Genomic DNA, 12,443 nt, shown 5'->3' with positions numbered 1-12,443 from the left:
CAGAAGAGACCGACATGCACGATACCGGATCGCCCTCCTCCCTGATCCAGCCAGAACTGATCCGGCTGGGCTGTCAGCCCGCCGACAAAGAGGCGGCCATCCGCCTGGCCGGGCAGTTGCTGGCCGACGCCGGCTGCATAGACCCTGCCTACATCGACAGCCTGCTGCGACGCGAAGCGGTGGCCAACACCTTTCTGGGCAACGGCCTGGCCATCCCTCACGGCATGGTGGAAGACCGCCAGTTGATCCGCCGCACCGGCATCGCCATCGTGCAGATTCCGGACGGTCTGGAATGGAACCCCGGCCAGCGCACCCGGCTGCTGTTCGCCATCGCCGCCCAATCCGACGAACACATCACCCTGCTGCGCCGTTTGACCCGGCTGCTGCAAGACGAAGTCCGGCTCGAACAACTATTCAACGCAAGGGACGCCGCCCAGGTGCAGGCCTTGCTGGAAGAGACGCCGCCGGCCGCTGCCGGCGAAGCCGCCGCGGCTGATCTGGCCGAGCGCGCGCAATGGATAGTCGACTACCCCAACGGCCTGCACGCGCGCCCTGCCGCGCAATGGGTGGAGGCCGCGCGCCGCCACGCCGCCCAGCTGCAAGTGCGCCACGGCCAGGACACCGCCGACGCCAAGAACCTGATCAGCCTGTTGCAACTGGGCCTGCGCCACGGCGACACCATCACCGTATCCGCCCAAGGCCCCGACGCCGCCGCCGCCCTGGCCGCCCTGTTGTCCGCGATGCGCGACGCCTCGGCCCAGGAACAGACCGACGCCGCGCTCGCCGCGCAAAAAGCGCAACTGCTGGCGGCGCAACAGGGCTGGATCCCGCCCGGCCATCCCTTGTCCATCGCCGGCGTCGCCGCCAGCCCCGGCCTCGCCATCGGCGTGGTGCGCGTGCTGCACGCCGGCCAGCTCAAAGTGCCGGACCGCCCAGTGGCGCTGGGAGAAGGCGGCGACCGTCTGCACGAGGCGCTAAGCGCCACCCGCGCCGAACTATCCGAGCTGGCCGCGGCCACCGCCAGCAGGCTGGGCAAGGCCGAAGCCGGCATTTTCCACGCCCAGGCCGAACTGTTGTCCGACACCGATCTGATCACCCTGACCTGCCAGCTGATGGTGGGCGGCCACGGCGTGGAATGGGCCTGGCACCAAGCGGTGGAACGCATGGCGGAACGGCTGGCCGCGCTGGGCAACCCGCTGCTGGCGGCGCGCGCAGCCGACCTCCGCGACGTGGGCCGCCGCGTGCTGCGCCAGCTGGACCCGGCGCTGAACAGCGCCACCCTGGCCGACATCGACGGCGACGACTGCATTCTGCTGGCCGCCGACCTCACCCCCTCCGACACCGCCACCCTGGACACCGGCCGCATCCGCGCGCTGGCCACCGCCCAAGGCGGCCCCACTTCGCACACCGCCATCCTGGCCCGCACCCTGGGGCTGCCGGCGCTGGTGGCCGGCGGCCCGGCCTTGCTGGACATCGCCGACGGCACGCCGGCCATCCTGGACGGCGTAGGCGGCCGGCTCTACCTGAACCCCGGCGAGCAGGACCTGGCCTCGGCCCGCGATTGGCTGCAGGCCCAGCAGCGCACCCAGCAGCAACAGGCGGAACAGCGGCAGCGCCCGGCCATCACCCCGGACGGCCACCGCGTGGAAATCGCCGCCAACATCAACCGCCCTGACCAGGTGGCCGCCGCGCTGGACGCCGGCGCCGAGGGCGTGGGCCTGATGCGCACCGAATTCCTGTTTCTGGAACGAGAACAGTCTCCAAGCGAAGACGAGCAGTTTCACACCTACAGCGCCATGCTGGACGCGCTGGACGGACGGCCGCTGATCGTGCGCGCACTGGACATCGGCGGCGACAAACAGGTGGATTACCTGAAGCTGCCGGCCGAAGAAAACCCCTTCCTCGGCATGCGCGGCTCACGCCTGCTGCTGCGCCGCCGCGATCTGCTGGAACCTCAGCTGCGCGCGCTCTACCGCGCCGCCCGCGGCGGCCAGCCGCTGTCCATCATGTTCCCGATGATCACCTCGCTGAAGGAAATCACCCGGCTCAAGGGCTGGTGCGAAGGCATACGCCGCGAGCTGGACGCCCCGGCGGTGCCTCTCGGCATCATGGTGGAAGTGCCCGCCGCGGCCCTGCTGGCCGATCAACTGGCCGAATACGTGGATTTCTTCTCCATCGGCACCAACGACCTCACCCAGTACACGCTGGCGATGGACCGCCAGCACCCGGAACTGGCCGCCGAGGCCGACAGCCTGCATCCCGCCGTGCTGCGCCTGATCCAGCACACCGTGGCCGGCGCCGGCCGCCATCAACGCTGGGTGGGCGTGTGCGGCGGCATCGCCGGAGATCCCTTCGGCGCCGCGCTGCTGACCGGCCTGGGCGTGGCCGAGCTGTCGATGAGCCCCCGCGACGTGGCCGCGGTCAAAGCCAAGCTGTGCGCCAACGGCCACGATCGGCTGCGCGACCTGGCTCAGCAGGCGCTGGCCTGCGACAGCGCCGATGAAGTGCGCATGCTGGCGCGGGAGCTGACATGAGCGCCCGCGTCCACACCGTCACCCTTAATCCGGCGCTGGACCAAACCATCGCCCTGGCCCGGCTGACCCCCGGCGCGGTCAACCTGGCGCAAAGCGCCAGCGGCAACGCCGGCGGCAAGGGCGTCAACGTGGCCAGTTGCCTGGCTGACTGGGGAGCGCCGGTTAGCGTTTTCGGCCTGCTGGGCCGCAACAACAGCGAAGCCTTCGAACAATTGTTCCTGGACAAGCGCATCGCCGACCACATGCTGCGCCTGCCCGGCGACACCCGGGTCAACATCAAGCTGGCCGACCTCTCCAGCGGCGACACCACCGACATCAACCTGCCCGGCATCGCCGCCGGCGAAGCGCAGCTGGAGCAAGTGGGCGCCGAGCTGGCCGCCCGGCTGAACCCCGGCGACATCGTGGCGCTGTGCGGCAGCTTGCCGCCCGGCCTGCCCGCCAACAGCTATCTGCGGCTGTGCCGGTTGCTGCGGCCTCTGGGCGCGCGGCTGCTGCTGGACAGCAGCGGAGAAGCGCTGAGCCAGGCTCTGGATGGGGACGCTCCGCCTCACTGCGTCAAACCCAATCGTCACGAACTGGAGCTCTGGGCCGGCCGCGCCCTGCCCGACACCGCCGCGGTGCTGGCCTGCGCGCGCGGGCTACTGCAACGCGGCGTGGAACAAGTGGTGGTATCGCTGGGCGCGGACGGCGCGCTGTTCGCCAGCCGCGACCGCTCGCTGCTGGCCTCCTTGCCGGCGCAACAGCCGCTGAGCACCGTGGGAGCCGGCGACGCCTTGGTGGCCGGCCTGGCCGCGGCGCGGCTGGATGGGCTGGAGCTTGAGGCGGAAGCCCGGCTGGCGGTTGCCTTCGCCGCCGCCAAACTGGCGCGCGTCGGCCCCCACCTGCCGCCACCGGAACAGGTGCGCGCATTGGCGGCTCAAGTCCGGCTGCAAAGCCTGGATTAAGAGGCCGCTTACGATCCGCCGCGCATCGGCGGATGAGCCGAGGCGACGCGGCATCACAGGCTTGCTCGCGGCTCCAAACCAATAACACAAGGGAAACAACGCCATGAACCTAATTGCCATCATCGACGCCGGCGAGCGCAGCACCCAGGGCCGGCTGGCCGCGGAAGCGCTGCGCCAGGCCGCCCAGCGGCACGGACATGCCCTTAAGCTGGAACTGGACGGCGCGCCGCCGCTGACCTCAATCGAACTCGCCGCGGCCCAGGCCGCGCTCTTGATCGGCGCCGCCGCCGATCCGCGCCTGGACAGCCTGCCCGCGCTCCGCCTGAGCCTGGACCAGGCCTTGGCCGATCCGGCCGAGGCCGTCCGCCGAGCCGCGGCGCTGAACGCGCCCCAAACCGACGCCTTGCGCATCGTCGCCGTCACCTCCTGCCCCACCGGCATCGCCCACACCTTCATGGCGGCGGAAGGCCTGAGCCAGGCGGCTCAGGCGCTGGGCCACGTCATCCGCGTGGAAACCCAGGGTTCGGTGGGCGCGCAAAGCGCGCTCAGCGCCGGCGAGATCGCCGAGGCCGACCTGGTGCTGATCGCTGCCGACACCCAGGTGGAGCTCAGCCGCTTCAAGGGCAAACGCCTGTTCCAAAGCGGAACCAAGGCCGCCATCAACGACGGCCAGGCGCTGCTGCGCCGCGCCATCGCCGAAGCCGCCCCCCACCAGCCGGGCACCGCCGACGCCGCGCCGGAAAAACCGGCCAGCGAGCGCAACGGTCCGTACAAGCACCTGATGACCGGCGTCTCCTTCATGCTGCCCTTCGTCACCGCCGGCGGCATCATGATCGCGCTGGCCTTCGCTCTGGGCGGCATCTACGCCTTCGACGACGCCCACAAGGGCACGCTGGCCTGGGCGCTGTTCCAGATCGGCGCCAAATCCGCCTTCGCGCTGATGGTGCCCATCCTCGCCGGCTACATCGCTTACTCCATCGCCAACCGTCCCGGCATCGCGCCCGGCATGGTGGGCGGCATGCTGGCCGCCAGCCTGGGCTCGGGCTTCCTCGGCGGCATCATCGCCGGCTTCATCGCCGGCTACGCCACAGACTGGCTGAACCGAAAAATCCGGCTGGGCCGCAATCTGGACGGTCTTAAACCAGTGCTGATCCTGCCGGTATTGGGTTCGCTGCTGGTGGGCCTGCTGATGATCTACGTGATCGGCGGCCCGGTGGCCGCCTTGTTGGGCATGCTGACCGAGGCGCTGAAAAGCCTGCAAGGCAGCAGCGCGCTGCTGCTGGGCGCCATCATCGGTTCGATGATGGCCTTCGACATGGGCGGCCCGGTCAACAAAGCCGCCTACGCCTTTTCCACCGGCTTGATCGCCAGCCAGGTGTATACGCCGATGGCCGCGGCCATGGCCGCCGGCATGACGCCGCCGCTGGGCATCGCGCTGGCCACCAAGCTGTTCGCCGACCGCTTCAGCGCAGACGAACGCGAGGCCGGCAAGGCCGCCGGCGTGCTGGGCCTGGCCTTCATCAGCGAAGGCGCCATTCCCTTCGCCGCGCGCGATCCGCTGCGAGTCATCCCGGCGCTGATGCTGGGCTCCGCCGTGGCCGGCGCCATCTCCATGCTGGCCGGAGTTGAGCTGAAAGTGCCGCACGGCGGCGTCTTCGTGCTGCCCATTCCCAACGCCGTCAGCCATCTGGGCCTCTACCTGCTGGCGCTGCTGGCCGGCACCGCCGTCACCGCGGTTGCGCTGCGCGCCTTGAAGAAACCCGCCCAGGCCGCCGCGGCCTGAGCCTCTCCCGCTATCTAGCAAACAAGAGCCCCTCCCGGTCATCGCCGGGAGGGGCTTTGCAATTCGGGTTTCAATGGCGTTGCGCCAATGCAACGCGAATCACGAACCAGCACAGAGACGCCCCCGACTGCGGACGCGCCAACCCGGCCAAAGCCCTCTACACCGAGGCCGAGGCGCGCTCGAACGCCTGATCAATGCGTAGTTCGTCCCCCGGCTCCGCCATCGGCATGGCCGCGACGGGACGCTTGCCAAAACCGCCCGGCTTGCCGCCCCGCCCCGCTCTGGCTATACCGACGAAAGGCGCTACGCGGGGGAAACCATGAGGCGTGTGTTGAGCATGCTGCTGTTTTGCGGGACGGCCTGGGCGGCCCAGCCAGAGGCTTGGCGCATTGTCGGCGACATTCAATTCGCGCCCTACAGCTACCAGAACGAAGCCAGCGCCAAACCTCAGGGGCTGGACGTGGAGATTGTCCAGGCGGTCATGGCCGAGGCCAGAATTCCCTACCAACTGCACCTCTACCCCTGGGAGCGCGTCAAGCAAATGCTGGGCAACGGGGATGTGGACATGGCTTTCCAGTTCGCAGGCACCGCCGAGCGGCGCGCCCAGTACGAACTTGCCGGTCCGATACGCACTGGCCGCACCATCTTCATGGTATTGAAACAAAACAGCCTGCAAAGCTGGAGCACCCTGGCAGACCTGGCGCCGCTGACCATAGGACAGGTTCACGGCTATGCCTACGAATCCACCTTTGATAAAGCGCCGCTCAAGCGCGACACCAGCGCCAGCAACCCCGAACAACTGCTGCTGATGCTGCTGGCCGGCCGCATCGACCTGATCGTCGGCGATCGCGGTCAACTGCTCTACTACGCCCGCCAGCTGCGCGCGCTGCCGCATGTGCGCGTCCTGTCCAAACCGCTGGTGGAAATGCCGCGCTTCGTCGCCTTCGCCAAGGGCGACAGCCGCGCCGCTCAATTCAACGCCGCGCTGGCCCGGCTGCAGCAAAACGGAAAACTGCAAACGATTTACAACCACTGGCCGCAATGAGCGGCGGCGGACGCGAAAAAGCCCGGCCGTCTCCCGCGGGAAACGAGCCGGGCCTGGGCCCTGATCTTGTCTACAAGCAGCCGGCGGTGCCGCCGCCCACGTTCAGCCTGGCCGCCACATTGCCGCGCAAGGACATCACATTGTCCTTCAAGGACTGCAAGCGGCGGCCGTTGAACTCGTGCGCCAGCTCGCGCGCCGCGCTGCCCTCCGCCTCCTCCGCCGCCTTGGGCAGATAGGATATCTTGATGTCGGACACGTAATCGGTCTGATTGGCCAGCTGCTGGCGGATCACATTGTCGCAAGACGCGCACGGCGCCTGCGAGATATAACCCACCATGCGCCCGCCGCGCGGCACCGCGCCATCCAGAATGTCCTTCTCAAAGGTTTTCAGCGCCTTGAGCTCCGCATCCGTCGCCTGCTGGCCTATGGTGGCGGACAGCTTGCCATTGGGCACGTTCACATTGGTGGCCGCTTTCTCCACGCTGCTCTGCCGCAGGAAGCCGGGATAGGCCCGATGGCCGGCAGAATTGGCCTCGTAAAGCAAATCCGCCGTGTCCTGGCCGGACATCGCGTTATAGACGCGAGTGCCGCCGTTGTAGCTGTACTCGAAACGGGCTACCGTGGCCCCGCGCCATTTGGCCGCCAGGTTCTTCAACTTGGACGAGGACGGCGGGTTGGCCTTGGCCGCGCCGCTGACGCCGTTGACGTGGTACTCCATCGCGTTGACCAGTTCGCCCGGCACCAGGCTGTTCTTGTCAGTCACCTTGCTGATGTCCACCGTCGCGCCGGCCAGCGCCGCCTGGGACAGCGCCAACGCCAGAACCGTCCAGGCCGCCGCGCGCGCTTGCTTGAATATACGCATAGTCATGTCTTCATTCCTGTTCGCATTGTTCGAACATCATGCTCAAATCCGGCAGAAGCGGCTGAGGTAACCGGACTCGGTCGCCGCCACTTCTTCTTCGGTCAAGGCGGCCTCGGCCCCCAGCTCGGACGCTTCCAAGGTGGAGAAAAACTCCGCCGCCGCCATGCCTTCCATCAGCAGGGCAATCGGCAACAGCAGTTTGGCCAGGCGTTGGAAGCCGCTGCTCTCCTGCTCGGACGGCGGATGCGGCTTCATTTGCTGCTGATAAAGCTGGCGATACCAGCCGCTCAGCTTCTGGTCGGTCATATTGGCGTAGCACAGCTTGCCGCTGCTCTCCGGGTAGAGATTCTTGCCGTCCTTGGCGCAGGGGAAGTCGAACAGATAGCCCTTGCGGTCCTGGTAGGCCGCCGCCAGCCGCGCCACGCGGAACTGGGCGGCTGGCTGAAACTGACCGCTTTTGAAACCGGCGGAGTTGAAGCGGGTGCGCCGCACCTCGTTGTGCAGCAAGTTCATCAAGTAATGCTTGTCGTATTCGGACAGGCTGTTCACGCCGGTGGTGGCGCTGCTCAGGTAGCGGTCCAGCACCTCCTTGCGAATGCCGTTCTGCAATTGTTTGGCAGCCGGCACTTTCTGCGTCGCGTCGCGCAGCAACTGCGCCGCCACCGCGAACTTGGCGGCGATGGTGCTGTAAGCGTAGCCGAACACATCCAGGCTCTTGTAGAAGATGTCTCCGTCCACCCCGGCCTTGAAGGCATTGGCCAGCACCAGCCTGTCCTCGTCCTGGCGGTAGCCGGCGCGACGACGATTGAGGTCCACGTCCGTGCCCGGCAAGGCTTTGTTCAGGCCCATCTCGCTGGCGAACAGTTTCACCGAATCGTCCAGCGTCAGATTGACGCGGTGGTAGCGATTGAAATCGCTGAGCGCGTTATTCCACTCTATGGAATTGATGATGGGCGGCTGGGGGTTGAGTTCGGAATAAACCGAGCCCGGCGTTTTCAGAAACGCCCCGGCAATCTTGTCGCCGCTGAGATCGGCTTGGCCATGGTTCTTGGTCTTGTGGTACAGCACCGACTTCAACAGGGTGTCGGGCACGAAGGTTTCGGCCATCGCCGGCGGCGTCAGCAGCAAGCCGGCGGCTGCCAGGCCGCATAGCCAGCGCGAACGCCGAACTGAGGTTTGGGTCATCACGGACTCCAATGAGGGTTAGAAACAGGAGGGATACATGTCGTTCTTTCAGAGCCGGTTTACGCGCTGCCGCGCCTCGGCGATACGGCCGTGAAAACCGCATCGAAAATACGCGTGTCGCGTATCCGAGCCACGCTGTTGCAGGGGCGGAAACATCAGGCGCGGGCCGGGCTGCCACCCGTCCGCAAAAAATAAGAGAACAATGAAATTCTAATAGATTAGAGCCTAAGCTCAAGGTTCCCCATTGAATTGCAAAAATCGCTCATTAAGCATAAAGCCAGCCCTCACCTCATGCCGAAGGCAATAAAAAAGCCGCCTCGCGGCGGCTATCGCTTCTCCCTCAACCTCAAACCTCGGTCGCCGCGGCGCGCCACTCCGCTTCCGACAACAGATACAGACAGTGTCGCCGCAGCGGATGCCCGGCCTCCAAGGCGGGATGATCGAAGTCCCGGCCGCTATCGCGCATGCCCAGCCTCCGCATCACGCCTTGCGACGGCAGATTGGGCAAGGCGGTGAAGGACACGATTTCGTCCAGCCCCAAGATCTCGAAACCAAAAGCCAGCGCCCGGCGCGCAGCCTCGGTGGCGTAGCCCCGGCCCCAGGATGCTCGCCGCAGGCGCCAGCCCGTCTCCACGCAGGGCATGCACGGCAACTCCGCTCGCGGCACCGCCAACCCTACGAAACCGACGAAGTCGCCGGACGCTTTCTCCTCCAGCGCCCATAGCCCCCAGCCCCGCTCCGCTATCAACCCGCGTTGGCGCTCCATGCTGTCCGCGCTCTCTTCCTCGCTCAACAACGCCGGGAAATAACGCATCACTTCCGGATCCCTCCCCATGGCGGCGAAGGGCGCCAGATCCTCGTCCCTCCATTGGCGCAGCAATAAACGCTCCGTCTCCATATCCATCGTTTCCCCTTCCCACTCACCGCGGACTCGTCCCGAACCCGCCATTATCACGGAATCGTAACCGCCGGCTGAGTAAAATCTGCAAGGCAAGCCGTCCGCCTCCCATTAGCATCCGGCGATCAACCTTCACCCGCGTCCGCCCACCATGCTCATTCAAGCTTCCCGCGCCGCCGCGCCTCAAGCGATCGCGATAGACGAGCCCGTCCGCTCCAGTGTCGCGCCAAACGCGATGTCGACACGGCTCAAACAAACAGAAAACCGCGCGGACGCCCCGGCCTCCTCGCGCGCCGCGCCGCGCGCCAATCCTCTGGACGGCCTCTGCGTGCAGCAGCCGCTGGAAAACCTCAACCCCGAAGCGGCCCGTCAAAGGCTCAAGGACAGCGCGCTGCTCGCCAACTTCCCCTACAGCCGGGACCTGGACAGCCTGCGCGCCACCCAGTGGAGCCCGGACGCAGAACTGGCGCGCCTGCTGGCCAAGGGCGGCAAGCTGGAGTTTCAACCGCAGCAGGCGCGCTTGATGGACCCGGAAAGCGGCTTGGTGGCCTATGTGTTCCGCAACAAGGCGGCGGGGGAAATCCGCCTGGTGTTCGGCGGCACCACCAGCGGCCGCGATGTGGGCGGCTTGGCTCAACGCAACCTGAAAAACCTGGCCAGCGTAGCGCGGCAATGGCGCGCCAATATCGACAACGCCGCTTTCGGCGGCCGCCCCGCTTGCTACGCCCAAGCCGCCCAACTCACCGCCAAGTTGCAAACGCTGGCCGCCGGGCTGCCGCTGATGCGCAGCGGCGAACCCGGCTATATCGTCAGCACCGGCGGTCATTCGCTGGGCGGCGGCATGGCCGCCTATGCGGCGATGAAATTGTCCACTCCGCAGCGCCCGGTCCACGCGGAATGCTTCAGCAGCGCCCAGTTCGGCCGCGGCCTGCAAAACGAACTGCTGACGCGCCACGGCAACGATCTGGAGCAAGCGCGCGCGGCCTCTGCCCATATCCGTCATTACTGCGTTCAGGGCGATCCAGTGCCGGCGTTGGACGGCCTGCTGCCCGTGCGTCACGTCGGCCAGCTTTACCTGCTGCCGGCAAACCGCCAGGCCGACGACAGCCGCCTGGGCCGCCACGACAAGTTCCTGGACCATGTGCAAGACTTCGTCGCCAGCGCCTGGCAAGGACAATCGAGGTTTTACGCCTAGAGCGCCGGATCACCGCCCGGACCTGACCGGGGGATGCGACCTTGCGCCGTTGGCGGCCGATGTCGCCTTGACCCCCTCATCCCCGCTAGGCACAATCGCAAACGCGCAGCCCCAACCGGCTGCGCCCAGATTGGAGTCTGGCCCCGCCGCCTCGGACCCCGCGCCGCAAACGCCCGGTCCGTGCCCTTGCACCATCCGTCATGCCAACTACGGGCAGGCCATGGTGGGAGGGTGTTCGCACCCGCCGGTCCGTGGCGCCGGAACTCCAATCCTGCCATGCGCCTGCCATAAGCCTGCCGCCTCGCCGGCAGCCTTGAATCAACAGGAGCGCACGCATGTCCGTCAAATACCCAAGCCGTCGCCATTACCGTCCCAACCTCCAGCCGGTTCCCTATCAGGAGCTGCCGTTCGCCGCGCGCATGCCAGGCAGTCCGCGCGTGCACTGCTGGCAAGTGCCGCCAGCCGACGACTATCGCCAGGCCTATCTGCTGGGGCGCGAATACGCCGGCCACTTCATCCAATACGTGCAGGACAATCCCGATGTCCCGAAACACACGCTGCTGGCGCGCATCGCCGGCGATGTCGACTTCTCCGCGGAAGGCCCTGAGCAGGGCTACTGGGCCGGTTTCTTCGCCCTGATCGAACAGGTGCTGATCTTCCCTATCGATATCTTCGGCTACATCGACCGCATCCAGCTTAGGGAGGAAACATTGCGCCGGCCGATGAGAAAACAGCCGACAGATATTGAATAACTGCATTGTTTTCTCCGGCAAGCCCTGAGCCGGTTTTGGCACAAGCAAGGCCGGCACAGGCCGAATCCGGCCACGCCCCGCCAACCCACTCCATAAAAATCAACAACTTGAGCAAAAAACATCCTGGCACGCGCTTTGCCTAATAAGAACCACTACAAAGCAGCGAACCGCATCGCCGCGCCAAAAAATGCAAACGTCGTATAAATAAAAGGTCGCCGCGCTCCGCCCGGCCCCTATCCACAAAGGAGAAACACCATGCAACGCATCCGAACCTGGCTCTGTCTCGCCGCTCTGGGCGGCGGCCTCTCGCTGCCCGCCCTCGCCGCCGACGTGGTGAGATTGGGCAACCTCAAGTTCGCCCATTACGGCGCCATCAGCTACATGAAGGAAATCGCGCCCAAATACGACCTGAAGATTGAAGAACGCATGTTCGCCAAAGGCATCGACATCATGCCCGCCATCGTGGCCGGCGAGGTGGACGTCGCCGCCAGCGCGGCGGACGCGGCGGTGGCCGGCCGCGCCGGCGGCGCGCCTATCTTCGCGGTGGCCGGCTTCGCCAAGGGCGGCGCGCGCATCGTGGCGGCCAAAGACAGCGGCATCAAGAGCGTCAAGGACCTGAAGGGCAAGAAGGTGGGCGTGGCGCGCGGCGGCGCGCAGGAGTTGCTGCTGGCGGCGGAGCTGGCCAAGTACAAGCTCAGCTGGTCCGACAAGCCGGGCAAGGATGTGCAGGTGATTTACATGCCTTTCGCCGACCTGAACCAGGCTTTGATGGGCAAGCAGATCGACGCGATGAGCCAATCCGAACCGCAATCGTCCCAAGCCATCAACAAGGGCTTCGGCGTGGAAGTGCTGAAGCCCTATGACACCCCGCTGGGCGAACCCATTCGCACCCTGGTGATGACGGAGAAGATGTACAAGGAACGCCGCGGCGTGGCGGAGCGCCTGATCAAATGTTTCGTGGAGGCCACCAACACCTTCATCAAAAATCCCAAGCTGGCGGAAAAATACGTGCGTGAGAACATGTTCAAGAACCAGATCAGCGCCGACGACTTCCAGGACGCCATTTCCAACTCCCCGTACAGCTACGATCTGAGCGTGGCCCACATCCAGACCACCACCGACATGATGCAGCAGTACGGCATCGGCAAGATGTCCAAGCCGCCCAAAGCGGCGGACTGGGTGAAGCTGGACTTGCTGAGCAAGGCCAAGCAGGATCTCAAGGTTAATTGACGGCGGCGGGAGCAA

10 protein-coding genes are annotated in these 12,443 nt (G+C 66.2%); 7 read left to right on the top strand and 3 right to left on the bottom strand.

Annotation, left to right across the window (positions count from 1 at the left end; translation table 11 throughout):
- Positions 1-14: 14 nt before the first annotated feature.
- From ptsP to BR71_RS15705, 4 genes are all read left to right on the top strand, one after another.
- Complete coding sequence (ptsP, locus tag BR71_RS15720; protein ID WP_043639579.1) at positions 15-2,534, top strand: phosphoenolpyruvate--protein phosphotransferase; 2,520 nt, start codon at positions 15-17, stop codon at positions 2,532-2,534.
- Positions 2,531-3,478: a 1-phosphofructokinase gene (gene pfkB, locus BR71_RS15715; protein ID WP_043639576.1), complete on the top strand. Its 948-nt coding sequence runs from the start codon at positions 2,531-2,533 to the stop codon at positions 3,476-3,478. The genes ptsP and pfkB overlap by 4 nt, the downstream gene beginning before the upstream one ends.
- A gap of 103 nt (positions 3,479-3,581) precedes the next feature.
- The gene (locus tag BR71_RS15710) at positions 3,582-5,261 is read left to right on the top strand and encodes a PTS fructose transporter subunit IIC (protein WP_043639570.1); all 1,680 of its coding nucleotides are present in this window, start codon (positions 3,582-3,584) and stop codon (positions 5,259-5,261) included.
- A gap of 319 nt (positions 5,262-5,580) precedes the next feature.
- Complete coding sequence (locus BR71_RS15705; protein WP_043639566.1) at positions 5,581-6,306, top strand: substrate-binding periplasmic protein; 726 nt, start codon at positions 5,581-5,583, stop codon at positions 6,304-6,306.
- 70 nt (positions 6,307-6,376) lie between these two features.
- Here the strand turns inward: BR71_RS15705 and BR71_RS15700 are convergent, their stop codons facing one another.
- From BR71_RS15700 to BR71_RS15690, 3 genes are all read right to left on the bottom strand, one after another.
- Positions 6,377-7,174: a hypothetical protein gene (locus BR71_RS15700; protein WP_052370678.1), complete on the bottom strand. Its 798-nt coding sequence runs from the start codon at positions 7,172-7,174 to the stop codon at positions 6,377-6,379.
- A gap of 36 nt (positions 7,175-7,210) precedes the next feature.
- Entirely contained in the window at positions 7,211-8,353 is a 1,143-nt protein-coding gene (locus BR71_RS15695) for a hypothetical protein (RefSeq protein WP_043639562.1), read from the bottom strand.
- A gap of 346 nt (positions 8,354-8,699) precedes the next feature.
- Entirely contained in the window at positions 8,700-9,257 is a 558-nt protein-coding gene (locus tag BR71_RS15690; protein WP_043639558.1) for a GNAT family N-acetyltransferase, read from the bottom strand.
- Positions 9,258-9,402: 145 nt separating this feature from the next.
- Between BR71_RS15690 and BR71_RS15685 the strand changes: the two genes are divergently transcribed.
- From BR71_RS15685 to BR71_RS15675, 3 genes are all read left to right on the top strand, one after another.
- Positions 9,403-10,446: a Tle-like phospholipase domain-containing protein gene (locus BR71_RS15685; RefSeq protein ID WP_043639553.1), complete on the top strand. Its 1,044-nt coding sequence runs from the start codon at positions 9,403-9,405 to the stop codon at positions 10,444-10,446.
- Positions 10,447-10,781: 335 nt separating this feature from the next.
- A complete protein-coding gene (locus tag BR71_RS15680; RefSeq protein WP_043639550.1) occupies positions 10,782-11,198 on the top strand; it encodes a hypothetical protein in 417 nt (138 codons plus the stop codon).
- 255 nt (positions 11,199-11,453) lie between these two features.
- Positions 11,454-12,428, top strand: coding sequence for an ABC transporter substrate-binding protein (locus BR71_RS15675; RefSeq protein ID WP_043639545.1), 975 nt, complete (start codon positions 11,454-11,456; stop codon positions 12,426-12,428).
- Positions 12,429-12,443: the final 15 nt, after the last annotated feature.

Source organism: Chromobacterium haemolyticum DSM 19808, from assembly GCF_000711885.1.
Classification (GTDB): Bacteria; Pseudomonadota; Gammaproteobacteria; order Burkholderiales; family Chromobacteriaceae; genus Chromobacterium; species Chromobacterium haemolyticum.
Note: the sequence above shows the minus strand (reverse complement) of the source record. Positions and strands in the feature narration are given on the sequence as shown.

Coding starts and splice junctions, on each gene's coding strand:
- BR71_RS15680 (WP_043639550.1), top strand. CDS start 10,782: ATGTCCGTCAAATACCCAAGCCGTCGCCATTACCGTCCCAACCTCCAG.
- ptsP (WP_043639579.1), top strand. CDS start 15: ATGCACGATACCGGATCGCCCTCCTCCCTGATCCAGCCAGAACTGATC.
- BR71_RS15675 (WP_043639545.1), top strand. CDS start 11,454: ATGCAACGCATCCGAACCTGGCTCTGTCTCGCCGCTCTGGGCGGCGGC.
- BR71_RS15695 (WP_043639562.1), bottom strand. CDS start 8,353: ATGACCCAAACCTCAGTTCGGCGTTCGCGCTGGCTATGCGGCCTGGCA.
- BR71_RS15690 (WP_043639558.1), bottom strand. CDS start 9,257: ATGGATATGGAGACGGAGCGTTTATTGCTGCGCCAATGGAGGGACGAG.
- BR71_RS15685 (WP_043639553.1), top strand. CDS start 9,403: ATGCTCATTCAAGCTTCCCGCGCCGCCGCGCCTCAAGCGATCGCGATA.
- BR71_RS15700 (WP_052370678.1), bottom strand. CDS start 7,174: ATGACTATGCGTATATTCAAGCAAGCGCGCGCGGCGGCCTGGACGGTT.
- BR71_RS15710 (WP_043639570.1), top strand. CDS start 3,582: ATGAACCTAATTGCCATCATCGACGCCGGCGAGCGCAGCACCCAGGGC.
- pfkB (WP_043639576.1), top strand. CDS start 2,531: ATGAGCGCCCGCGTCCACACCGTCACCCTTAATCCGGCGCTGGACCAA.
- BR71_RS15705 (WP_043639566.1), top strand. CDS start 5,581: ATGAGGCGTGTGTTGAGCATGCTGCTGTTTTGCGGGACGGCCTGGGCG.